Here is a 23111-nt window from a genome sequence, read left to right on the forward strand (position 1 = left end):
CAGGTCGGGCCTCCATCCGCCTGACGGCGGCGACATGAGGGAGCGAGAGTGACTGAATTAACATGTCCGTGTGGACATGTCATAATATCCATACATGGATCGGCATGACCGGTGGACATGCCTGATCGACGTGTTCCGCCAGCTCAACGGCTCCAGTCCTCGGCGGTGATCGCCCAGCGCTCGTGATCTCGCCACTCGCCGGCGATGAAGAGGTAGCGCGGCGAGAAGCCCTCGCGCATGAAGCCGAGCCGGCGGACGAGGGCGATCGATCGGACATTGCCGGGTTGGATGTTCGCCTCGAGGCGGTGCAGGCCGAGCTCGCCGAAGGCGGCGTCGACGACGAGGCGCAGGCCCCCGGTCATGGAGCCGCGCCCCTCGCTGCCGGTGAAGGCGAAGTATCCGAGGTGGCCCGAGCGGAACGCGCCCATGACGATGTTGTTGATGTTGACGACCCCGACCAGACGTCCCTCCGCCCGCAGCAAGAATCCGGTGTGGGTCGGCTCCCGGAGGCGCGCGAGATAGGCGGAGAACGCGACGCTCGAGGCGGGCGGGGCCACCCACGGGTCGTGGAGCTCGCGGCTGGCGTGGACGGCGTCGAGGAACTCGGACTCGTCGCTCTCCGTCGGTGCATGGATGCTGACGCGGGGACCGCTGGCGAGGGGCATCGAGCGCATCATGCCGCGTCGCGCGGCCGAGCGCGCGTCTCAGGGCGAGTCGGCGGGCGCGTCGAGCAGCTCGGGGTGGGTCAGCAGCTCCTCGATGCGCGCCGACAGGCGGGCCGCCTGGACGCCGTCGACGACGCGGTGGTCGAGGGTCGCGTGCAGCGGCAGCACCGGTCGCACCTCGACGCGGTCGTCGACGACCCACGGGCGCGGCGTGACGGCGCCGACGAGCAGGATGATGGGCCAGTGCGCCGGCGGGAACAGCGGCGCGTAGGCCCAGCGGATGCCGAACATGCCGACGGTGGTGACGGCGGCCGAGCCGAACGAGTCGCGCGGGAGGCCGGGGAGGCGCAGGTTGAGGCGGTACTGCAGGACGTCGAGCACGGCCTGGACCGGGCGCAGCAGCCCGTTCGGGAGCGCGGCCAGCCGGTGACGCATCGCGGCGATGTGCGGGTCGCAGTCGCGGCGGATCTGCGCGAGGCGCTCGCCGAACTCGTGCGCGATCGCGGCGACCGACTTGCGATCGGCGTTGCGAAGGACCAGCCCCGAGAGGTCGGACGTGCTGCAGGCATCGTCGGTCAAGGCGACCTGAAAGAAGATGTCGACGTCCTCGCGCGGATAGAGCCGACCGCGACGCACGAGGACGTGGAGCTCGGGGCGCTCGGCGAGGACGACGGCGAGCGCTCGCCCGACCAGGTGCGTCAGCGTCGGCCGCTCGCCGGTGCGCGCGTGCAGGGTTTCCAAATAGGCGAGCGCGGCGGTGGCGTCGAGCTCGAGCGTGCCGTGGATCGACGGGTCGCGCGGGTCGTCCCACGCGGCCAGCGCGAGTCGACGGAAGATCGGGAGGTCGCCGGCCGGTCGGAGACGGACGTTGCGCATGCCCTCGAATTGGCGGAGGTCGCGGCGCCGGGCCGCGCGACTCGTGCGGGGCGCGAGGACCTCGGGTCGGAGCGCCGGCCCGGTCCGGTGGGCGAGTTGCGAGCGGCGGAGGCGCCGGCGCGCGGCAGCGAGGTCTCAGCCCGTCGCGCCCGCCCGGGGGAACGCGAGGCACGCGGCGTCGTATTGCCGCCACCAGCCTTCGAGCCGGTCCATCGGCGACAGCCGCGGCTCGTCGCCCTCGCCGGCGATCGCCAGGTATTCCTGAAGGAGCGGGCGGAAGTGGGGGTGCGCGCAGCGATCGATGATGTCGCGGGCGCGGGCGCGGGGCGAGCGGATCGAGAAGTTGGTGGCGTACCCGTGCTCGGTGACGACGCACTTGATGTCGTGCTCGGTGTGATCGACGTGGCCGACGTACGGGAGCACGCAGGAGACCGTGCGGCCGTCGCGGAGCGTCCGGACCGACGGGGTGTGGGCGATGCTGAGGTAGGCGTTGCGAAAGAAGTCGCCGCTGCCGCCGAGCCCGTTGACGATCCGCGAGCCCTCGACGTGCGTCGAATTGACGTGGCCGTATATGTCGACCTCGAGCGGGGTGTTCATGGCGACGACGTGGAGGCGCGCGATGACCTCCGGGTTGTTCGACATCCACATCGGCCGCAGCAGGAGGTCGCCGCGCGCGGCCGCGAGCAGCGCGGCGACCCGCGCGGGCGAGGTGTCCGCGAGCGAGAGCGCCGCCGCCGAGGCGCCGGCGAAGCGGTCGCGGTCGGCGAGCAGCCCGAGCAGCCCCTCCTGGAACACCTCGGTCCAGAAGTGCAGGCGCTTGAACGGCGACCGCGCCAGCCCGGCGATCACCGCGTTGGCGATGTTGCCGACCCCGGATTGCAGCGGCGGGACCCAGTGATGCCAGTCGAAGCGGTCGCGGCATTCGCCGAGGAACGCGATCACCTGATCGGCGATGTGGGTGCAGACCGCCTCGTCGGCGCGGAACGGCACCGGGAAGTCGGGCTGCCGCGAATGCACCACTGCGACCACCTTGGCCGGGTCGAGCGGCACGTGGGGGAGGCCGATCCGGTCGCGCACGCCGGTGACCGGTACCGGCCACCCGATCGTCGGCGGCGCGGGCGGGAGGACGATGTCGTGAACGCCGGTGAAGTCGGGGATCGCGGTGTTGACCTCGAGCACGACGGCGCGCGCGCGCGCCAGCGCCTCGGCGGACACGCCGACCGACGCCGAGAGCACGACGCTGCCGTCGTGGCGGATCCGGCTCACCTCGACCACCGCGAGGTCGATGTCGCCGTAGAACCCGTACATCAGCCCGCGGGCGAAGTGCGACAGGTGCACGTCGGTGTAGTCCATCTTGCCGGCGTGGATCAGCCGGCGCGAGGCGGAGCTCGCCATGTACGGCCCGCGCCGGGCGATGTACGGGGCGAGCGGGCCCTCGACCTCCTCCGACAGCGAGGCGCCGCTGTACAACGTGATCCTCGCGTCGGGGCCGAGGCCGGCGAGGTGACGCGCCAGCGCCGGCAGGAAGGCCTTCGGCTCGCCGGCCTTGGTGAATCCGCTGACCGCGAGCACGTCGCCGTTCCGCACCAGCCGGACCGCCTCCTCGACGGGCATGAGCTTGCGCCGCAGCGCCTCGCACTCGATCCGCTCGTGGAGCTCGCTCGTCATGGCGCCCTCACGGATACCACGAGCGGTCACGGCGAGGCGGGCGGCTTGTCGGCGAGCTTCGCCGTCTGCGAGCAGTTGCGCAGGCAGGTCCAGCGATCGTCGGCGTTCAGGCTGCGGTCGGCGTGGCAGGCGTCGACGCACACGCCCAGGCGGTCGACCACGCCGGGGAACTCGGCCTCGGCCGGCCGCGCCGTCTGCTTGCACGCGTCGACGCAGGCGGCGTCGCCCGGCGATTCTTGCTTGCATTCGTCGAGGCACTTCACCGCGGCGTCGAGCTCGGGCTCGTCGGCGGTGGGCGTGACCTTGAACGCGACCTCGCAATTGTTGCGACAGGTGGCGGCGTCGGTGGCGCCGAGGCGTTGCGCCGTGCAATCGTCGAGGCACGTCGACAGGCCCTTGCGGTCGCCGCTCGGGTTGGCGTCGTGGACCTCGACGCGCGGCGCCGGCGGCGGGGCGTCGCAGGCGGCGACGAACAGGAGGGTCGTGAAGAGACAGCGAAGGGCGGCGTGCATGTGCCGCAAGGTCAGCAAGCCGCATGCCAGGCGATCCGGCTGCCATTTCATCGCGGGCTCGCTCCGCAGGCGAACGAGGTGCGCCGCGGCGCAGTTGTTGCGCCGGTCCGCTCGAGCCGCGCTGCCGGTCATTCGCGCGAGTGGTCGCGCATGCGGCTGCGGTTGAACAGGAACACGCCGATGATGACGAGCGCGCCGCACAGCCATCCGAGCATGGTGGTCACGAGTCCGGGGAACGAGGCGATCAAGGCGGTCATGATGGTCATTCGATGATCCTCGTCGCGCGAACCAGCAAGGGTCATACCATTCGTCAAACCGACCGCCGCGCCGCTCCGGCGGCCTCGACCGCGAGCCCTGGCGATTGGCTTGCGTATCCCTGCAGATCGTGCGGCTCGGCACGCCGGTGACGTCACGGCAGCGAGGATGGCGAACGCGGCCGTGTCGGCGCAGCGGCCGCGAGGGAGGAGCGAACTCGACGCGAGCGGTCGACGTCCAGGCCGAGAGCGGCGCGCGCGACGATCGACGGCGCTCGATCTGCTGCTCGAACGTCAGGCGAAGATGTCGAGCGCCGGCATGCCGTCCTGCACGGTCAAGCAATGCCACACGTACACGGCGACGCCCGGGTCGCCGGTCCACAACGTGTGGCGACCGCGGCCGTGCTCCTGCCGCATGCGCTCGCTCTGCACGATCGCGTGCATCGCGAACGCCCGCGCCCGCGCCAGCCACGAGGGATCGCCGGTCCGGCGGTGCAGCTTCAGGAACGCGTAGCCGTTGCCCGCCGTGCCGTGGCACAGCCCGGCCCCCTTGCGCAGGGGCCCGGCGCGCCAGATCGCCTCGCCGGCGCGCAGCAGCAGCGCGTCGAGCTCGGCCGACACGCCGGGCGTATAGTCGGTCAGCGCGGTGATGATGCCCGGCGCGCCGTGACACCATTGCAGCAACATCTTGCGCGCCCGGCCCGGTGGCAGCGGGTCGACCTCGGGCGGCCAGTTGACGCCGTCGTCGTCGTGGATCGCGGTGACCCGCAGCACCTCGACGCAGCGGCGGTACAGCTGCTCGCGCTGCTCGGCGGTCAGCAGTGCGGCGCCGCGCAGCAACGGATACACGTTGCCGGCGAACCCGTGTCCGGCGCCGAGGTATTGCTGGATGTGGCCGTACAGGTCCTGCGTCCACAGGTGGCAGGCGGCGTGCCGGCTCGGCGCCCAGGTCCGCCACAGCTGCTCGACGTTGGCGCGGAACAGGTCGCGCCAGCGCGGCGCACCTGTCCATTGGAGCATGTGCCACGCGCCCACCATCGTGCCGGGCGCGGCCCACAGCGCCTCGTTCGTCGGGTTGGGAATGTTGGCAGCGATGACCGCCGACAGCCGGTCCGCCGCCGCTCGCGAGCGCGTCAATTGCCAGAGGACGAGCAGGATGCCGACCTCGCCGAGGAAGTACGACGGGACGACCTCGCCGGTGTCCGGCGCCGCGAGGTACGCCTGGTACGCCCGCCCGATGTGCTGCTCCGGCGCGCCGCGCAGCGTCACCGCCCGCTCGCGCGCGAGGTACCACAGCGCCCAGAGCATCCCGGCCGCGCCGAGGTAGAGCGACTTGTGGTTGTCCGGCGGCGGCGGCCCCTCGCTGTCGAGCGGATGCTCGGGCCACCAGCCGTCCTCCGTGAACTGAGCCTCCGCGTCGGCGACGATCGCCCGCACCGCCTCGTGCGCCCGCGCGGGGTCCCACGCGAGGTCGGTGACCGGCTCGTGTCGCTGCGGCTCGAACAACACCGCGCGACCCTATCACGCGGCAGATCGCGGCGTCGCCGTCGTCGGGACCCGGCAGGGCCGGACGGCGGAGCGCGCGCCGAGGCGGCCGGCCGAGGAACGCTACGAGGACGGGGCGAGGTCGGTGCGACCGGTGACGAGCCCGGTCTTGCTGCCGTCGAGCAGCGCGAGCAACTCGCGCTCGATGCCGGCGGGCGCGCTCTCGACGATCCGCCCGACCTCGCGACCGTCGCGCACGACGATCACGGTCGGCACGTACCTGAGGTCGAGCGCCGCCTTGTCGAGCCCGGGCACGGTCTTCTGCAGGTCGACGCCGACCAGCTTCAGCGCGAAGGGCAGCGGGCTGCCGGCGGCGTCGAGCGCTCGCCACAGGCGCGGCACCTCGCGCCGCGAATCGCCGCACCAGGTCCCGAAGAGGACGGTCACCTCGGCGTCGGGCGGCACGCTCTTCAACTTCGCGGCCGCCTCGCCGTCGATCTCCGCGTCGGAGATCCACCCGGGCACCTGGCGCTCGACGTCGGCGCGCTCGAGGTCGCCGACGAGGATCGGCGGCTCCTGGTCCTGCGAGGAAGGTGGCGACGAAGTCGCCGGGCCGGAGCGACAGGCCGTCGCGGCGAGCACGACTGCGACGGCGAGGGAGCGAGGCAGCACCGCGGGCATGTGGCGGCACGATAGCAAACCGGAGCGCGCCGTCGAGGCCGCTGTTGGCGGGCCGGGGAACAGGTGACCGACCGCAGCGCGGAGAACGAGCGAGGGTGAGTTGAAATGTCCCGGGCGTGGCACTACGGTCGAGCCGGTGAGCCCGGCCGAACCGAAGCGTCCGCTCGCGCGGCTCGACGGACATGTCCCGCAGGACATGCCCGTCGGATGGGCCCGTCTGCAGGCGCGCCGCGGCGGCGGACGGCGATGAGCGATGGCGGCCGACAGCGAGACGCAGCTCGATCCGTCACCACCGCCCGCGAGCGCGCGGCCGGGTGAGCTGGCCGCCGCGACCTCGCTGCTCGAGCTCGGGGTGCTGTTCGCGCGGCTCGGCGTGACCGCGTTCGGCGGGCCGGCCGCGCACATCGCGATGATGCAGGACGAGGTCGTGAACCGCCGCAAGTGGCTCACCGAGGCGCGCTTCCTCGACCTGCTCGGCGCGACCAACCTGATCCCCGGTCCGAACAGCACCGAGATGGCGATCCACATCGGCTGGGAGCGGCGCCGCTGGGCGGGCCTCGCGGTCGCGGGCCTCGCCTTCATCGTGCCGGCGACGGCGATCACGGGCGTGTTCGCCTGGGCCTACGTCCGCTTCGGCGCGGTGCCGGCGGTGGGATGGTTGCTGTACGGGGTCAAGCCCGTGATCCTCGGCGTCGTCGTCCAGGCGCTGCTGGGCCTCGCGCCGAGAGCCGCGCGCACCACCGGCCTGCGCGTGCTCGCGGGCGCGGCGGCGCTGCTCGTCGTGCTCGGCGCGCACGAGGTCGCGGTGCTGTTCGCCGCCGGCGTGGCCGCCCTCGTCGCGTCGACCGCGGCGCGCGGACGGAGCGCGGGGCCGGCGAGCCTGATCCTGCCGCTCGCGCCGGCGGTGGCGACGGGCGTGGCCCACGGCGTGACGCTGCCGGGGCTGTTCGCGGTGTTCGCGAAGACCGGCGCGGTGCTGTTCGGGAGCGGTTACGTCCTGCTCGCGTTCCTCCGCGCCGACCTCGTGGAGCGCCTCGGCTGGCTCACCGAGGCGCAACTCCTCGACGCCGTCGCCGTCGGCCAGATCACCCCCGGCCCGGTGTTCACGACGGCGACCTTCATCGGCTACGTGCTCGCCGGCGCGAGCGGAGCGCTGGTCGCCACCGCGGGCATATTCCTGCCGGCGTTCGTGTTCGTCGCCCTCAGCGGCCCGCTCGTCCCCCGCCTGCGCGCATCACCGGCCTCGGCCGCCTTCCTCGACGGGGTGAACGTCGCCTCGCTCGCCCTGATGGCCGTCGTGACGCTGGAGCTCGGCCGCGCGGCGCTGGTCGATGTCCCTTCCGCGGGCCTCGCCGTCGCCAGCGGCCTGCTGCTCGTCCGCTTCAAGGTCAATTCGACCTGGCTGATCCTCGGCGGCGCAGCGGCAGGCTGGGCGCTCCACGCGGCGAATTGACGGCGGACAGCCATGGGAGCACCTGCCGGTCGGCGCGTGCTCACCCCGGTCGTCGGCAGCGACCTGTCCTCGCAGACATGTGCGAGTCGCGGCGCGCGCTCGCCTCGAGTCGTCGCGCGCGACCTCTCCCGTCTCTCCCGCGCTCACCGGGGCGGGCGCCGGCGCCTGCGCGGGCGCAGCAAGCCGAGTCCGAGCAAGGCCAGCGCCCCGAACGGGCTCGGCGCGCGGCTGTCGCACGCGCAGCCGTGTTCGACCAACTCGTCGGCGCCGCCCGAGGCCGGGCCGTCGGTGCCCTCGCTCTCGTCGCCGCCCTCGCCGCTGCCTTCGCTGCCTTCGCTGGTCGGTTCGCCGGTGGTCGGCCCCTCGGTCGGATCGCCGCTCGTGGGCTCGTCGGCGGGCCACGGCGCGCACTTCTCGGGATCCCAGGCCTCCTGGTTGATCTCGCACGTGTACGCGCCCTGCGAGCATTCCTGGGCCAGGGCGGGGCCGGGATCGATCGCGTGATCGCCGAGCTGGGCGGCGACCTCGGGCTCGTCGCCGTGGCAGCTCGCCTCGCTCTCCACGCTCTCGCCGGTGGCGAGGTTGGTCAGTCGGACCGTGATGCAGGACGGCTTCGTCAGACCGGCCGTCTGCGCGTCGAGGAGCGCTCCGCGCTGGGGTGAGCCGTCGACGAGCAGCTCGCGCATGACCAGCGCGGAGGTGGCCTGCGGCAGGTCGGTGGCGATCGATACCTGCACGCGCAACGTTCCGAAGGCGCGGAGGCCGGTGCAGAAGCCCTCGTCCCAGCCGACGTACTCGTCGGAGCCGCCGCAGTCGAAGACGTAGCTGTACGGCATCGCCCCGTCGCAGCACACGAGGTTCTCGAGGGCATCGCTCTCGCGTACGTCCAGCAAGGGCTGCGCCGAGAGCTGCGGCGGAGACAGCGGGGCCGAGGGCCCGGCCTCGACCGCGAAGTCGAAGTCGAGCTCGAGGTCGACGGCGCAATACTCGTAGCCGATGTCCTCGTCGGGGTTGTCGAGGCTGCCGACGACCTTGTAATCGCCGGGCTCGAGCGGCGCGGCCGGCCGCCACAGCAGCACGTCCCGGACCGGGGATGCCTCGACCGCGCCGGCGATCGGCTGACCGTCGCGCGTGACCGTCAGCTCGACCTTGTCCAGCCAGTCCTCCTCGGGCGAGGAGCCGGACCGCGCGCCCTGCAGCAGCAGCACGCCGTCGGTCGGGATCGCCTGGGCGTTGATCGGCTCGAGCGACTGCCAGGCGTCGGTGTACGCGCAGTAGCCCGGCGAACACGCCTCGGCCTCGCTCGGCACCACGGCCGCCGCGCCCGCCAGGGCGAGGGTCAGCGCTTGAATCGAAGAAGAATTGTTAATGGAAGCCATGGCGCGACCTTAGCTCAGTCGCGTTCGCCATGCACGCCGCGCGGACCGGCCGCGACCGCGCGCAGCAGCGCCCCGCGGACGCTCACGACTTTGGTGTCAGGCCCAGCAGCTCGTCGGCTCGGCAACGTCGATCGGAGACGAGCGCGCAAGACTGGGCGACGAGGATGTGCCGCCACGCCCGGGTGACGCCGTGTGCGGCGGGAGCCCACGCGGCAGTATCGATCCCGGCGCGTCCGAGCGCGAGGCGATCGAGGGCTGACGCGGACGCGCCGATGTCGTCGAGGCCAGGGACATGTCCTCGAGGACATTCGACGAATGCCCGCAGCCCCTGACCCGCGCCTGGCCGGCGCTCAGGCTGCGCGACCGCGCCGGCGGCCGAACAGGCCCTTGATGAGGGTGCCGTAGCCGCGCGAGGCGATGCCGGCCAGGCGGCGCAGACCGGAGCTCGAGTTGTCGTCCGGCTCGTCGTCGGGCGGCAGCTCGGCCTCGTCCGCCGCGGCGACGAGCTTCAGCACGGTCGGTTCGTCGAGCTCGTCGAGGTCATCGAACTCGGCGGCGGCCGGCGCGGGCTCGCAGACCGGCTCGTCGACGCTGGGGCCGGCGGCGACGTCGTCGAGCGCGACGTCGCGGATCTCCCCCAGCTCCTCGAACTCGAGGATCTCCTCCGGCTCGGGCTCGCTCAGCTCCTTGACCTCGACCGCCTCGTACACCCGCATGTGCGTGGTGCGGACCGTGAATTCTTGCGAGCGCCAATTGCCGCGCGCGTCGGACAGCGACACCATGATCTCGACCCGATCGAACAGGTCGCCGAGGTCGAACAAGGCGGCGAACTCCTCGGCCGCGTCCCTTGCGCTGTCGCACAGCATGTACTTCTCGATCGGCCAGTCCTTGGCCGAGACCCGGTAGTAGCGCGCGCGCTGGAAGCCTGGCTCACTCATGGATGATGCTCTCCCTCTCCGGTTTCACGGTGCAGACGGCCCGGGCGGGCGTGACAGCCCCATTCGCCGCCGCGCGTGCATTGCTCGCAATGCCTCGCACGATCGAGCCGCCGATCGAAATCATCGCAGTGCGATCGATCCGCCGACCGCAACATCGACACATTTCAATTGTGGCCGCGACTTGTCAAGTCTGAGGTGGCTCCATGCGCAAAAATAATGCATGAGCCCGGCGCCGACTCCGCGTTCGCGCGCCGACCGCCGAATCGTAGGAGTGCACCATTGCGAGGAGTGTGCGTGGACGTTCGTCCGGACACGTGAAGTCGGGCACGAGCGCGCGTATGGCCATTCGAGGTCGAATTCGTCGGCCTCGGAACGTCGAGTGATCACGACGCCCGCACACTCGCCACCCTTGTGGGATACGCGTGCCCCAGGCGACGACCGACTCGACGATCGCGCGACGTTTGTTCAGGCGCGGATGCCCCTTCCATGAAGAAAGGGTAACGCCCCGCGAGGACCACCGGAGGATGGCCGCCGCCGGCTGGAGCTCGCCGGCGCATCGTAGTAGTCGCGCGCGAGCATTCGCTGCATTCGTGCGGCTATGGTTTGCCGTCGCGGCCGCGCACCCGCCGGCGATCCGGACGAACAGCACGCGCCGCTCGGTCGGGCTGGGGTCCATGGGCCGCGAGTCTCCCGAGATGAGAGCCGGTCCTCAGTCGTCGCGCGCTACGAGTTCAGGTTGGTGACCGCCGCGGTGGCTCGCAGGTGCAGCTCGCCCGCCAGCGGGGTCCACGACGCCTTCGAGGCGCCCGCGCCGTGCACCCACGCGTGGTCCCGCATGCTCTGGTGGACGAAGCGGAAGTGCTCGAGGAGTCCGTCCGCGTCCACGTGGTGGGCGAGCGTGACACCGCAGGCATCGCGATATGGTCGCAACCCGCCCCGCCGATCGCAGGCGCAGGTGGGCTTCGGGGCTCGTGCCGGGCGGCGGCGGGCCTGAACGCCGTGCCTGGATCGCGGCCGCCGGCCTGCGCTTGCCGCTGGCGCGCGCCCGGGGGTACCATGGCGAGCCTGCACGCATTGCAGGATGCACGCCCATGATGCTCTCCGGTCCGGACCAACGCCTGCTCCGCCTCGCGCTGGAGGAGGTCTACGACCCCACGTCGCTGCAGATGATGATGCTCGGGCGGCTCGACCGCAAGCTGCACAATTATGCGATGGGCCAGGACTTCGAGGAGATCTTGTTTCGCGTGATCGACAAGATCAACCGCGAGGGCTTCATCGCCGACTTCGTGGCGGCGGCGGTGGCCGAGCGCCAGGGCCCGAAGCTGACGGAGTTCGCCGGGCGCATGGCGATCGCCGGCGGCGAGGCGACGCTCCCGTTCGACCGCGAGACGGCGCGCAACCTCGAGAGTATCGTCAATCAGCGCAGCTCGTTCCAGGACGTCGGGCGATTCCTCGACCGCTTCCGCGAGCTGTGCGGGTGGGTCTGCCGCGTGGTCGTCGGCGACTACAACGGCACCGGGGTCCTGGTCGCGCCCGACATCGTGATGACCAATTGCCACGTGGTGCTGCCGCTGCTGGCGGAGCCGCGGCCGCCCGGGGTGTTCTGCGTGTTCGACTACAAGCGGATGAACGGCCAGCTGACGGTCGACCCCGGCCGTCGCGTGGCGATCGCCGAGACGGCGCCGCTGGTGCGACGGTGGAGCGAGGGCGACCTGCAGACGCCGCCGGAGCGACCGGAGGCGACGGAGCTCGACTATGCGCTGATCCGCCTGGCCGAGCCGGTCGGCGAGCAACCGGTAGCCACGACGAACGGCGAGATCCGCCGCGGATGGCTCACGCTGCGCGCGCCGACCCGCCCGGTGGCGGCGCGCGACCCGGTGCTGATCCTGCAGCACCCGCAGCCCGAGGGCGCGACGCAATCACCGCTGCAGCTGTCGATCGGCGCGGCGCTGGCGTGCGAGTGGGCCGAGCTGCGCACCCGTTACAATGCGAGCACCCTGCCCGGCTCGTCCGGCTCGCCGGTGTTCGACGCCGACCTCGAGTGCGTGGGCCTCCACCACGCCGGCGACCCGGCGTGGGCGCCGAGCTTCAACCAGGCGATCCCGATCGCCGCCATCGTCGCCGACCTGACGACGCGCGCGGGCGAGCTCGCGGACCGCCAGCTCGCGCGGCTGTGGGAGTGACGCATGCACGAAGGGATGCGGATCCGCCGGTTCTGCGAGATCATCGAGCGCCACTGCACGGTGTTCATCCTCGAGCGCGCGCTCAAGGAGCACTTCGATCAACAGCTCGCGCAGGTGGCGATCGGCAACAACCTGGCGGAGATCGCGTTCCGCCTGGTCGTGGCGTACGAGGCCCGTCTGGCCGAGCTGGCCGCGGCGATCGGCGAGGTGCAGCCGAACCCCGAGCTGCGCGAGGCGTTCGCGCGCCTGCTCGAGCCGCTGCCGGGGGTCAAGAACCCGGGTCGACGGGTCCACGAGACGTTGCTGGTGTCCGCCGATCCGCCCGAGGCGTTCATCGATCGCACGTCGCTGCGGCAGTACCTCGTCGAGGCGTCGCGCGAGCACGCGGGCTACCACGCGCTGTCGCTGCACGGCAGCCCGGCGTCGGGCAAGACGTTCTCGTGGCAGCTGATCCAGGCGGTGGCGCAGGAGCAGGAGGCGCGCGCGGCCTACCTCGACCTCAGCGAGGGCTACCTGCCGGGCGACGAGGGGCTGCACGAGGTCTGCGAGAGCATCGCCACGCTGCTCGACCTCGACGTCGACGGCCTGCGCCGCCAGGTGCTGGCCGACAACCCGCGCGCCGAGAAGGTCGCGCTGAAGTTCGCGTTGTGGCTCGAGCCGGCGCTGCGCAGCATGCCGCGGCCGGTCTGGCTCGGCCTCGACGGGCTGAGCGCGCCGACGACGTGCGCGGGCGTGACGGGGTTCCTGGTCCCGCACCTGCTCAAGCGCGCGGCGGCCCAGGCGCTGCCGGGGCTGTTCCTGATCCTGCTCGGCTACGACGCGCGGACGATCCGCCAGACCCGCGGGCGGATCTTGCACGAGCAGGTCGAGGGGCTGTCGCGCGCCGACGTCGAGGGGTACGTCCGCGAGTGCGTGGCCCGCAGCTCGCGCCCGAAGACCGAGGCCGAGACGGCGGCGCTGGTCCAGCGGATCGTCAAGGACACACAATGGCCATATGACCATGAGGCCATGTTGGCGATCTCCCGCGAGGCCGGCCTGGTGGCCAAGGAGCTGCTGCCGTGAGCGGGGACGCGGCGAAGGACGCACGGCTGGCGGGGCTGCGCCGCGCGGCGGCGGTGCTGGCGGCGTTCGACCCGGTCACCCTGGCGCCGGCCGACGGGGGCGCGACGACGACGTCGGGCCTCGAGCTGCTGCCGGAGCTGGTGCGGGTGTCGCGGTCCGGCGCGGCGCAGTGGTCGCTGCCGACGGGCGGGCGCCAGCGCGAGCTGCAGCGGCTCGGCTCGCGGGCGGCGATGCGCGCGGCGCTGGCGGCCAATCCGGAACGGGTGCAGAGCCCGGCGCAGCAGATGTTCGAGCGGCTGCTGGCCGACGACGCGGCTCCGCTGCGCCTCTCGCAGCTCGACCACGAGGAGCTCGCGGCGCTGCTGCCGGTGAGTCAATGGTTGGCGGGGATCGTCGCCGACGTGCCGCGCGCGGAGGAGGTGCGCGCGGAGATCGAGCGCCGCGCCGAGGAGGTGGCGCTGCGCCGACTGGCCGACGAGTTCTTCGTCGGCCGCGAGGGCGAGCTGCAGCAGCTGGGGACGCACCTCGCCGGGACCGGCGAGGGGCCGCCGATCCTGTTCCTGTGCGGGCCGGGCGGCTCGGGCAAGTCGACGCTGATCGCGCGAGTGCTGCTCGATTGGCCGGCCGAACGCGGCGAGGCCAGGCGGCTGCGCACGTACATCGACCTCGATCACCCGGCCTGCTCGCCCGAGCAGCCGCTCAGCATCCTCACCCTGATCGCGGGGCAACTCGTGCGACAGGATCGCTCGCTCGAGCGGCTGTCGGCGGGGCTGGCGGACCGCATCACGCGGGCCAGCAACGCGCTCGACGACCAGGCGTTCGAGCTGGCGATCGATCGCCAGGGCCTGCTGGACGACGCGATCCGGTGGTTCACGCGGCTGACCGGCAACACGGCGATGTCGCTCATCATCGATACCTTCGAAGAGGCACAATTCCTCGGCGAGGAGGTCGAGACGCTGTTGATGCGGTTCCTCGCCGAGCTCACGCGGGCCAACCCGCACCTGCGCGTGCTGGTGTGTGGTCGCGTGCCGCCGCGCGGGGCTGCTGCAGAATCGTGCACGGTGCTGGCGCTGCCGGATCTGCCGCAGCCCGCCGCCGCCGAGCTGCTGGGGCGCACGCTCGCGGTCCAGCCGGCGGTGGCCCCGGTCGAGGCGGCGATCGTCGCGGACCTGGCGGCACGCCTCGGCGGCAACCCGCTGACGCTGCGCCTGGCCGCGCCGCTGATCGCCCGCGAGGGGGCGGCGCGGGTGGCGGCCGACGAGGGGTGGCTCGGCAACATCCACGCGGAGGCGTTTCAGGCGCGGCTGTACGCGCGCACGCTCGGGCACATCCACGACCCCGACGTCGCGCGGCTGGCGGTGCCGGGCCTGGTCGTCCGCCGCGTCACGCCCGAGGTGGTCCGCGAGGTCCTCGCGACTCCGTGCGGGCTCGGGGCGATCTCGGAGCGGCGCGCGCAGGAGCTGTTCGACGGTCTGGCACGCGAAGTGGCGCTGGTGCAGCGCGACGGCGACGGGTCGCTGCGGCACCGCGGCGACGTGCGACGGGCGATGCTCGCAGGGCTGCCGCCGCCGCTGACCGCGACGGCGCGAGAGATCGACGCGCGCGCGGTCGCCTACTGGTTCGACAAGCCCGGACCGACGGCGCGGGCGGAGGAGATCTATCATCGCCTTCGGCTCGAGCACTCAATAGATGTCCTCGAGGACAGGTGGGATCCCGAGGCGGCGCCGCTGCTGCGCGGGGCGCTCGAGGAGCTGCCGCCGGCGTCCGGGGCGAGGATGTGGTTGGCGGGCAAGCTCAGCGTGTCGGTGTCGCCGGAGGAGCGCGCGCAGGTCGAGCTGGCGGCGTGGGAGCAGCAGGCCGCGCGCACGGCCCGGCGGCTCCTCGGCGCGGGTCAGGCTCAGGAGGCGCTCAAGGTCCTGCGCGAACGCTCCGAGCGCACCGCCGCGAGCCCCGTCGACCTGCTCGAGGCCCGGGCGTTGCTGCAGCTCGGTCTCGTCACGAGCGCCTCGGAGGTCCTGCTCGACGCCGAATCACGCCTGCACCCTGGCGACCCCGAACGCGCGGTCGAGCTGTTCCTGCTGATGGCCTGGGCGGCGGAGCGCAGCCGATCGGACGACGCGCTGGCCTACCTCGACAAGGCGAGTCGGTGGTCCGAGGGCTCGAGCGATCCCCTATTGGTCCTGCAAGTGAAGGTACGTCGATTGCGAGTGCTGCGGCGCCAGCGTCGCATGGATGAGGCGCAGACCGAGCAGGAGCAGATCGACCGCCTGCTGTCGCAGATCCAGTGGAATAAACTCGCCGGCCGCCCCTCGCTCGTGCGCGAGCTGGCGGCCGAGGTCGGCGAGCGCAACCCGGACTGGCTCGCCGCCGCCGTCGATCTGCTCGGCGACGACGCCTTCGATGCGATCGGTCGCAAGGAGCTGGTCGCGTTCATCGACTCGCTCAGCCACGTGGGACAGGACGACCTGGCCGCGCGGTACAAGAACGACCATGAGCTGCGCCAGTTCGCGCGCAAGCGGATCAGGGAAGGAATCTACGGCGAGCGCGCGATCTCCGTCGCACGCAAGACGAGCGAGCTGTTCAAGCGCTCGGTGGACATCTTGCAACACGCCGAGCTCGAGGCTCCGCTGCATCGGCCGACGCAGTTGCGGTCGATGATGGAGTCCGAATCGGCGCGCCTCTCGACGCTCGTCGTCTACGCGTTCACCATCGATCAACTGCGTGCAATCTGCCGTGAAGCGCTGAGCGTCGAGCTCGAGGCCATCGTCTCCAGGCCCGCCGATCGATCGCGGCTGGTCGCCCAGCTGCTCCGCTGGGTGACCGACCGAGAGATGCTCGACGAGTTGCTGCGCGGGCTCATCACGGCAGCCCCCTCTCAAGTGGTCCGCCACGAGCTCGCAAGCCTGCTCGCCGCGCTCGAGCGCCCGCGCTGAGGGGACACGAGGCGCCAGCGCTCGACGGCGTTGCCGGCCGCGCGCCTTGTGGATAATCTCCGCGGACCTTCGGGAGGCAGCGCATGCGCAGCGGAGCGGTCGTCCTCATCACCGGCGCGTCGTCGGGCTTCGGCGCGGCGGGGGCGCGGCTGCTCGCGTCGCGCGGGCTGACGGTCTTCGGCACCAGCCGCCGCGAGGGCGCGACGGGCGAGGGGTTCACGATGCTGCCGCTCGACGTGCGCAGCGACGCCTCGGTGGCGGCGTGCGTCGCCGAGGTGACGCGCCGCGCCGGCCGCATCGACGCGCTCGTCAACAACGCCGGCTACACGCTGGCGGGCGCGGTCGAGGAGACGGCGATCGAGGAGGCGAAGGCGCAGTTCGACACCAACTTCTTCGGCATGACGCGGATGGTGAGGGCGGTGCTGCCGATCATGCGCGCGCAGGGAGAGGGGCGGATCGTCAACGTCTCGTCGCTCGCGGGGCTCATCGGCCTGCCGTTCCACGCATTGTATTCGGCCAGCAAGTTCGCGATCGAGGGGCTCTCCGAGGGCCTGCGGCAGGAGGTGCGCCGGTTCGGGATCGAGGTGTCGCTGATCGAGCCGGGCGACTTCAAGACCGGCGCGACCGCGGGGCGCGAGCGCGTCGCGGGCGGCCTCGCCGAGTACGCGACGGCGCGCGAGCGGGCGATCGAGATCATGGCCCGCGCGGAGCAGTCGGGGCCCGACCCGATTCTGTTCGCCCGACTGCTGTGGCAGATCCTCGCGGCGAAGCGGCCGCGCCTGCGCTACCGGCTCGGCAAGGACGCGGTGTGGGTGCCGCGCGCGCGCAAGATGATCCCCGAGTCGGCGTTCGAGTGGCTGCTGCGCGACGAGTACAAGCTGAACGAGTGACGCTCACAGCGCCGTCAGCTCGAGGGGCGTGTTCTCGAGCGCGGACAACCTGTCGCGCAGCTCGCCGGCGATCGCGTCGACCGTCTCCTGCGGCAGGTCGCCCTCGACGGTCATCTGCACGGCGTACATGGTGTCGACGAAGCGGACAGGAACCCGCGCGCTACGGCGAGCGGGCGCCGCCGGACTTCGGGTTGAGGCGGCCGGTGGCGTAGAGCAGGCGGGTGGTGGCGACGTGGAGGTCGATGCGCGAATTCACGGCGCGCAGGGCCGCCTGGACCTGTTCGCCCTCGGCGGCGATGATCTCGTTGGTAGTCGCGGCGCCTTGCTTGTAGTTCTCGCTGGCGACGCGGTACGCCTCGATGTAGGTGGCGAGGCTGCGGGTGGTCAGCTGGATGGCCGCGAGGGCGCGCTCGCGGTCGTGGTAGGCCTGCGCGACCTCCATGGCGATCCCGCGGCGCATCTGTTCGGCCTGCAGCGCCAGCTCGCGCTTGTTGGTCTTGAGCTCGCGGACCTGCGCCTTGGTGCGCAGCGACTGGTTGATCGTGTAGCTCAATTGCACGCCGACCGACCACGACCCGCGCCACACCGGGGACAGCGGGAAGAAGCGCTGGTTGGGGTTGGCGTACAGCGCGTCGGCGAAGGCGTCGAGCCGCGGGTAGTACTGGGCCCGGGTGGCGCGGATGTTCTGATGCATGCCGTCGACCGCCCGCTCGAGCGAGCGGATCTCGAGGCGGTTGTTTTGGGCCTCGGCGATCAGGTCGTCGAGGTCGGGCAGCGGATCGAGGCTCGGCGGCGGGGTCAGGATGTCCTCGCCGATGTCGTAGCTGCGGAGCGGCTCGTTCATCATGACGGCGAGGTTGCGCTCGGCGACCCTGCGGAACGCCTGCGCGTCGGCGATCGCGGCCTGCTGCGAGGACACCAGAGCGTCGACGCGCAGCACGTCGGCGCGGGTCGCCGAGCCGGCGTCGAACAGGTGCTGGGCGTCGACGAGGCGCGACTGGGTCCGCTGCAGCGAGTCCTCGATCACGAGCAGCGAGGCGACGCCGCGCAGCCAGTTGTAGTAAGCGAGACGCGCGTCGGTCTGCACCTTGACGCGCTCGGCGTCGCGGGCGTACGTCGCGGCGTCGCGGGCGGCGAGCGTGCCCTTGCGCGCGGGCGCGAGCGAGAGGATGTAGTCGGAGATCGGGACCGAGAGGTTGGCCGAGAGCGAGTAGGAGTTGAGGGGGATCTGGAGCTTGAACGGCGGCGTGATGACGAGCGGGGCGCCCGTCGGATCGAGGGCGCACTGGCCGGCCCCGCCGGGGCAGTCGCCGATGACGATCGGCGCGGCGGCCTGGCCGTCGGCCGGCCCGTTGAGCGCGCCGACCCCGGCGCCGCCGCCGAAGTTGATCGCGGCCTTGCTCATGCGCGAGTAGCCGGCCTTGACGCCGATCTGCGGCAGGAAGCTGATGATCGCCTGGTCGACCTTGGCGGCGGCGCGCTCGATCGCCTCCTGCTTGATCTGCAGCGACGGCGAGGCCGACTCGGTGCGCTCGGCGACGGCGCTCACGGTGAGCCCGCCGGGCACCGGGGCGAGGCCCTTGCCGAGCGGGCTCTCGCGCAAGATCTTGTCGAGCTCGGCGAGGTCGACCACGACTTCGGCGTCGCTCGCGCTCACGGCGGCGCGCGGGTCGGGCACGGCGCTCGCGGGCGGCGGCGGGGCGGCGAGGACGGCGGCGAGGAGGGTGGTGATGGCGATCATGCGGCAATGCTCGATCTGACGGTCGTCGCGGGGACGACGTCCGGATGTCCTGAGGGACAGGTTTCGAGGGCGACTAGTCGAGCGACTCGGCCGGCGCGTCGCCGAACAGCTTGCGGGCGATCCAGCGGGTCGAGCGGGCGGTCACCATGCGGTCGAACAGGAGGTACGAGACCGGCACGACGACGAGGGTGAGGACGGTGGAGGTGATCATGCCGCCGATGACGATGACGGCCATGGGCGAGCGGGCCTCGCCGCCCTCGCCGAGGGCCAGCGCGACGGGGACCATGCCGAAGATGGTGGCGGCGGCGGTCATGACGATCGGGCGCAGGCGGACGCGGCCGGCGCTGACGAGGGCCGGGACGATCTCGTGGCCGCGCGCGCGCTCCTCGTTGGCGAAGTCGACCAGCAAGATCGCCGTCTTGGTCACGAGGCCCATCAACATGATGAGGCCGATGAACGAGAAGACGTTGAGGGTCATGCCGGCGAGGTAGATGCCGCCGAAGGCGCCGATCACCGACAGCGGCAGCGAGATCATGATGACGACCGGCTGGACGAAGCTGTTGAACTGGGCGGCGAGGATCATGTAGACGAGCACGATCGCCAGGCCGAGCGCGAGCAGCATCGCCGCGAACGACTCCTTCATCATCTCGGCGTTGCCGATGTAGCCGGTGGTGAGGTGGGCGGGGACGACCCGCGAGGCCGCCTCGTCGAGGATCTGCTGGGCCTCGCCGAGGGTGGCGCCGTTCAGGTTGGCCAGCAGCAGCACCTGGCGCTGGCGGTTCTGCCGCTCGATCTCGCTGGGGCCCGACTCGCGCTCGACGCGGACCACGCTGGCGAGGTCGATCATCTGCCCGGTGGTGGCGCGGACCTTGAGGTTGCTGAGGGCCTCGATCTGGGCCCGCTGGGCCTCGGGCATCTGCACGATCACGTCGTAGATGTCGGCGCCGTCCTTGAGGTCGGAGATGGTGTCGCCGGCCATGAGCGAGCGGATCGTGCGGGCGACGGAGGCGATCGGGACGCCGAGGTCGGCGGCCTTGTTGCGGTCGACGTGGACGGCGAGCTCGGGCTTGCCGCCGCGGAAGGTGACGTCGAGGTCGACGAACTTGCCGGTCTGGGCCAGCTCGTCGCGCAGGGCGTTGGCGGCGGCGGTGAGCTCGGCGAGGTCGTTGCCGCGGATCGAGAACTGGATCGGCTGGCTGCGGCCGCCGTCGCCGCCGATCGGGCTGATCTCGGCGACGGTGACCTGCACGCCGTCGATGCCGGCCATGCGGTCGCGGACCCACTGCATGGCGTCGCGCTGGCTGAAGCCGCGGTCGTGGCGGCCGTTGAGGATGACCTGGATCTCGGCCTTGTTGACCTGGGCCTGCTGGCCGCCGCCGATGGTGGTGAAGGTGCGCAGGACGCCGGGCAGGTGCTCGCGCAGGTCGAGGGCGACGGCCTCGGCGGTGTCGATGGTGGCCTCGAGCCCGGTACCGGTCGGCAGCTCGACCTGGACGGCGAACTGCGAGCGGTCCTGGCTCGGCATGAACTCGCCGGGCACGCGGGTGACGAGGGCGACCGAGCCGACCAGCGAGAGGACCGCCAGCAGCACGGTGGTCCACGGCCAGCGCAGGGCCCAGCCGAGCACGGCGGTGTAGATGCGCTCGAACACGCCGAAGGCGGCGTTGAAGGCGCGGGCGAACCAGCCGGGCTCGTGCTCGTGGCCGTGGCGCATCAGCACCGACGACAGCATCGGCGTGAGGGTGAAGGAGACGAGCATCGACAGCAGGACGGCGACCGAGACGGTGATGCCGAACTGATAGAAGAAGCGGCCGATGATGCCCTTCATGAAGGCGACCGGCACGAACACGGCGACCAGCGAGAGGGTGGTGGCGATGACGGCGAGGCCGATCTCCGACGTCGCGTCGAGGGCGGCGCGCATGCGGCCCTTGCCCATCTCGAGGTGGCGGTAGATGTTCTCGATGACGACGATCGCGTCGTCGACGAGGATGCCGATCGACAGCGACAGCGCCAGCATCGAGATGTTGTTGAAGGTGAACCCCAGGTAGTCCATGAACGCGAAGGTCGCGACGATGCTGGTGGGGATCGCCACCGCGGCGATGAAGGTCGCGCGGAAGTCGTGGAGGAAGATCAAGATCAGCAGGACGGTCAGCGCCGCGCCGAGCGCGAGGTCGAACTGCACGTCGTGGATCGCGTGCTCGGTGAACACCGAGTTGTCGGTCGGGATCGCCGCCCGGACGCCGTGCTTCGCCAGCAGCGGCGCCATCTCGTCGAGCTCCTCGCGGATCTGCTCGGCCAGGGCGACGACGTTGGCGCCGCTCTGCTTGCGGACGATCAGGCCGATCGCGGCGTTGCCGTCGAGGAAGGAGGCGGAGCGGGCGTCCTCGACGTCGTCGACGACGTCGGCGCAGTCCTTGACGCGGATGGCGGCGCCGCCGACCCCGACGATGACGATGTCGCCGATCTCCTCGGCGCTCTTGATCTCGCCCTTGGTCTTGATGGTCAGCTCGTTGCCGCCGCTCTTGATGTAGCCGGCGGGCAGCTCGAGGTTGCCGGCCTTGACCGCGTTGATGACGTCGTCGACGGTGAGGCCGAAGCCGGTCATGCGCGCGGGGTTGACGAGGACCTTGATCTCGCGCTCGCGGCCGCCGATGACGTCGACGATGCCGACGCCGGGGATCTGCTGGATCCGCTGCTTGACCTCGTCCTTGGCGATCCGCGTCAGCTCGCCGATCGGCAGGTCGCCGGCGAGCGCGACCGAGAGCACCGGCGTGGCGCCGACGTCGAGCTTCTGGATCGTCGGCGGGTCGATGCCGGTCGGCAGCTCGCGCTCGATCGCGGCGACCTTGTCGCGGACGTCCTGCACGGCCTGGTCGACGTTGACCTCGAGCTCGAACTCGAGGATCACGGCGGTCACGCCCTCGTAGTTGCGCGAGGTCATGCGCTTGACGCCGCTCAGCGACTGCAGCGCCTCCTCGATCGGGTCGGCGACCTTGGACTCCATGGTCGCCGGGTCGGCGCCGGGGTACACGACCGTGGTCGTGACCACCGGGAACTCGACGCTGGGGAACATCTCGACCCCGATCCGCGGCAGCGCGTAGAGGCCGAACACCATGAGCGCGGCGATCAGCATCGCCGCGAACACGGGCCGTTTGATCGAAACCTCGGCGATCTTCACAGCTTGTCCTCCGCCCCGGCGGGCTGCTTGCGCTTGGCGCGGGCGACCGGGGCCTTGCTCGCGGGGGCGGGCGCGGCGGCGTCGGCGACGACGGCCTCGGCGGCCGGCGGGGCCAGCTCGACCTCGACGTACATGCCGGGGCGCAGCAAGTTGTCGGCGTTGGCGACGTCGGCGACGATCTCGATCGTGCGGGTGGTCGCGTCGACGGTCGGCTGGATGCGCACCACGGTGGCGCTGCGGGCCAGCTCGAGCGCGCTGAAGTGGGCGGTGATGGTCTGGCCCTCGCGGATGGTTTTGAGCGCGCTCTCGGGGATCCGCGCCCGCAGCTCGATGACCGACTGGTCCTGCACGATCATCACGACGGTCGGCGGCATCATCGTCACGGTCTCGCCGACGCTCTTGAGCTTCTTGGTGACGACGCCGTCGATCGGCGAGGCGACGGTGGAGTCGCCGCTGTTGCGCCTGGCCATCGACAGCATGACCTCGGCCTGCTCGATGCCGTTGCTGGCGGAGGTGAAGGCGGCCTCGGCCCGCTCGAGCACCGCGGCGGAGATGGTGCCGCTCTGAGCCAGGCGCTGCTGGCGTTCGAGCTCGCGCTGGGCGTTGTCCCGCTGGATCGTGGCGCCCTCCAGGGCGGCCTCGGCCTGGGCGATGCCGAGGCGGCTGGCGCGGGCGTCGAGGCGGAACAGCTGCTGGCCCTTCTTGACCCGCTCGCCCTCCTCGGCCATCACCGCGGTGATCGTGCCGCTCATGCGCGGGCTGAGGTCGGCGCTGTGCTTGGGCAGGGCGGTGGCGACGTAGCGGCCGGCCACCGAGGCCCCCGCCTGGCTGACCGCCGGACCCTGCTCGGGCCGCGGCGGCGGCCCGGGCACCCTGGGCGCCTCGCTGCCGTCGGCCCCTCGCACCGGCGGCAACCCGACCTTCGGCTCGCCTCCGCTGTCGCACGCGATTGGAATGAGCAGCGCCGCCGTGACGAGCAAGCGCGAGAGATGCACGTGGGTCATGGTGCTATGATCGCTTCGAGTGTGAATTGCAGCGGGTGCGCGCGGGTACCATTCACGCGACGCAATGCATCGACCGATGGCCGCGACGCCACAGGTGATGACAATGTCAGGCGACTTGGGTCAGGCGCGAACGCGCGCCTTTCCGGGGAGTTAGTTAGTGAGTGAGCACGTTCTAACTCGGCGGGTCGCCTTGCGCAAGGAAAATAAAT

The 23111-nt window shown here is 71.6% G+C and carries 18 protein-coding genes; 5 read left to right on the forward strand and 13 right to left on the reverse strand.

Annotated features, from left to right (window positions below; genetic code table 11):
• Positions 1–143: 143 nt before the first annotated feature.
• The 7 genes from K7C98_RS02610 to K7C98_RS02635 all read right to left on the reverse strand — a co-directional run bounded on the left by K7C98_RS02610 (position 144) and on the right by K7C98_RS02635 (position 6132).
• Positions 144–665 carry a GNAT family N-acetyltransferase gene (locus K7C98_RS02610; RefSeq protein WP_224189888.1) on the reverse strand — a complete coding sequence of 174 codons (522 nt, stop codon included), beginning with the start codon at positions 663–665 and terminating at the stop codon, positions 144–146.
• Between the two features lie 39 nt (positions 666–704).
• Positions 705–1541, reverse strand: coding sequence for a 2-oxo acid dehydrogenase subunit E2 (locus K7C98_RS02615; RefSeq protein ID WP_224189889.1), 837 nt, complete (start codon positions 1539–1541; stop codon positions 705–707).
• A 135-nt stretch (positions 1542–1676) separates the two neighbouring features.
• Complete coding sequence (locus K7C98_RS02620; RefSeq protein ID WP_224189890.1) at positions 1677–3209, reverse strand: acetyl-CoA hydrolase/transferase C-terminal domain-containing protein; 1533 nt, start codon at positions 3207–3209, stop codon at positions 1677–1679.
• A gap of 26 nt (positions 3210–3235) precedes the next feature.
• A complete protein-coding gene (locus K7C98_RS02625; RefSeq protein ID WP_224189891.1) occupies positions 3236–3721 on the reverse strand; it encodes a hypothetical protein in 486 nt (161 codons plus the stop codon).
• Positions 3722–3849: 128 nt separating this feature from the next.
• Entirely contained in the window at positions 3850–3978 is a 129-nt protein-coding gene (locus K7C98_RS43320; RefSeq protein WP_263429142.1) for a hypothetical protein, read from the reverse strand.
• 291 nt (positions 3979–4269) lie between these two features.
• Complete coding sequence (locus K7C98_RS02630; RefSeq protein ID WP_224189892.1) at positions 4270–5484, reverse strand: lanthionine synthetase C family protein; 1215 nt, start codon at positions 5482–5484, stop codon at positions 4270–4272.
• A gap of 99 nt (positions 5485–5583) precedes the next feature.
• Positions 5584–6132: a TlpA family protein disulfide reductase gene (locus tag K7C98_RS02635; protein WP_224189893.1), complete on the reverse strand. Its 549-nt coding sequence runs from the start codon at positions 6130–6132 to the stop codon at positions 5584–5586.
• Between the two features lie 262 nt (positions 6133–6394).
• Here K7C98_RS02635 and chrA point away from each other — a divergent pair, with 262 nt between their 5' ends.
• Positions 6395–7594, forward strand: coding sequence for a chromate efflux transporter (chrA, locus tag K7C98_RS02640; protein ID WP_224189894.1), 1200 nt, complete (start codon positions 6395–6397; stop codon positions 7592–7594).
• 143 nt (positions 7595–7737) lie between these two features.
• Here chrA and K7C98_RS02645 read toward each other — a convergent pair whose 3' ends face one another.
• The 3 genes from K7C98_RS02645 to K7C98_RS02655 form a co-directional block, all read right to left on the reverse strand.
• Positions 7738–8973, reverse strand: coding sequence for a hypothetical protein (locus tag K7C98_RS02645; RefSeq protein WP_224189895.1), 1236 nt, complete (start codon positions 8971–8973; stop codon positions 7738–7740).
• Positions 8974–9323: 350 nt separating this feature from the next.
• Positions 9324–9911: a hypothetical protein gene (locus K7C98_RS02650; protein ID WP_224189896.1), complete on the reverse strand. Its 588-nt coding sequence runs from the start codon at positions 9909–9911 to the stop codon at positions 9324–9326.
• Positions 9912–10634: 723 nt separating this feature from the next.
• The gene (locus K7C98_RS02655; protein ID WP_224189897.1) at positions 10635–10796 is read right to left on the reverse strand and encodes a hypothetical protein; all 162 of its coding nucleotides are present in this window, start codon (positions 10794–10796) and stop codon (positions 10635–10637) included.
• Positions 10797–11002: 206 nt separating this feature from the next.
• On the opposite strand from K7C98_RS02655, the gene K7C98_RS02660 reads away from it, so the two are divergent.
• The 4 genes from K7C98_RS02660 to K7C98_RS02675 all read left to right on the forward strand — a co-directional run bounded on the left by K7C98_RS02660 (position 11003) and on the right by K7C98_RS02675 (position 16979).
• Positions 11003–12094, forward strand: coding sequence for a trypsin-like peptidase domain-containing protein (locus K7C98_RS02660; protein WP_224189898.1), 1092 nt, complete (start codon positions 11003–11005; stop codon positions 12092–12094).
• 3 nt (positions 12095–12097) lie between these two features.
• Positions 12098–13156 (forward strand): hypothetical protein, encoded by a 1059-nt coding sequence (locus K7C98_RS02665; RefSeq protein WP_224189899.1) that lies wholly within the window; start codon positions 12098–12100, stop codon positions 13154–13156.
• Entirely contained in the window at positions 13153–16089 is a 2937-nt protein-coding gene (locus K7C98_RS02670; RefSeq protein WP_224189900.1) for an AAA family ATPase, read from the forward strand. Before K7C98_RS02665 ends, K7C98_RS02670 begins: the two co-directional genes overlap by 4 nt.
• 83 nt (positions 16090–16172) lie before the next feature.
• Positions 16173–16979, forward strand: coding sequence for an SDR family NAD(P)-dependent oxidoreductase (locus K7C98_RS02675; protein ID WP_224189901.1), 807 nt, complete (start codon positions 16173–16175; stop codon positions 16977–16979).
• Between the two features lie 160 nt (positions 16980–17139).
• On the opposite strand, the gene K7C98_RS02680 is transcribed toward K7C98_RS02675, so the two are convergent.
• From K7C98_RS02680 to K7C98_RS02690, 3 genes are all read right to left on the reverse strand, one after another.
• On the reverse strand, positions 17140–18720 hold the full coding sequence (locus tag K7C98_RS02680) for a TolC family protein (RefSeq protein ID WP_224189902.1): 1581 nt from the start codon (positions 18718–18720) through the stop codon (positions 17140–17142).
• Positions 18721–18793: 73 nt separating this feature from the next.
• Complete coding sequence (locus tag K7C98_RS02685; RefSeq protein ID WP_224189903.1) at positions 18794–21898, reverse strand: efflux RND transporter permease subunit; 3105 nt, start codon at positions 21896–21898, stop codon at positions 18794–18796.
• Positions 21895–22902 (reverse strand): efflux RND transporter periplasmic adaptor subunit, encoded by a 1008-nt coding sequence (locus K7C98_RS02690; RefSeq protein ID WP_224189904.1) that lies wholly within the window; start codon positions 22900–22902, stop codon positions 21895–21897. Before K7C98_RS02690 ends, K7C98_RS02685 begins: the two co-directional genes overlap by 4 nt.
• Positions 22903–23111: the final 209 nt, after the last annotated feature.

It is taken from the genome of Nannocystis pusilla (assembly GCF_020073745.1).
In the GTDB taxonomy this organism is placed as follows: domain Bacteria; phylum Myxococcota_A; class Polyangia; order Nannocystales; family Nannocystaceae; genus Nannocystis; species Nannocystis radixulma.

Bases quoted from the DNA above. Each gene is read 5' to 3' on its own strand.
- K7C98_RS02650 (WP_224189896.1), bottom strand. From the start codon at position 9,911: ATGAGTGAGCCAGGCTTCCAGCGCGCGCGCTACTACCGGGTCTCGGCC.
- K7C98_RS02675 (WP_224189901.1), top strand. From the start codon at position 16,173: ATGCGCAGCGGAGCGGTCGTCCTCATCACCGGCGCGTCGTCGGGCTTC.
- K7C98_RS02680 (WP_224189902.1), bottom strand. From the start codon at position 18,720: ATGATCGCCATCACCACCCTCCTCGCCGCCGTCCTCGCCGCCCCGCCG.
- K7C98_RS02615 (WP_224189889.1), bottom strand. From the start codon at position 1,541: ATGCGCAACGTCCGTCTCCGACCGGCCGGCGACCTCCCGATCTTCCGT.
- K7C98_RS43320 (WP_263429142.1), bottom strand. From the start codon at position 3,978: ATGACCGCCTTGATCGCCTCGTTCCCCGGACTCGTGACCACCATGCTC.
- K7C98_RS02610 (WP_224189888.1), bottom strand. From the start codon at position 665: ATGCCCCTCGCCAGCGGTCCCCGCGTCAGCATCCATGCACCGACGGAG.
- K7C98_RS02690 (WP_224189904.1), bottom strand. From the start codon at position 22,902: ATGACCCACGTGCATCTCTCGCGCTTGCTCGTCACGGCGGCGCTGCTC.
- K7C98_RS02645 (WP_224189895.1), bottom strand. From the start codon at position 8,973: ATGGCTTCCATTAACAATTCTTCTTCGATTCAAGCGCTGACCCTCGCC.
- K7C98_RS02665 (WP_224189899.1), top strand. From the start codon at position 12,098: ATGCACGAAGGGATGCGGATCCGCCGGTTCTGCGAGATCATCGAGCGC.
- K7C98_RS02625 (WP_224189891.1), bottom strand. From the start codon at position 3,721: ATGCACGCCGCCCTTCGCTGTCTCTTCACGACCCTCCTGTTCGTCGCC.
- K7C98_RS02660 (WP_224189898.1), top strand. From the start codon at position 11,003: ATGATGCTCTCCGGTCCGGACCAACGCCTGCTCCGCCTCGCGCTGGAG.
- K7C98_RS02620 (WP_224189890.1), bottom strand. From the start codon at position 3,209: ATGACGAGCGAGCTCCACGAGCGGATCGAGTGCGAGGCGCTGCGGCGC.
- chrA (WP_224189894.1), top strand. From the start codon at position 6,395: ATGGCGGCCGACAGCGAGACGCAGCTCGATCCGTCACCACCGCCCGCG.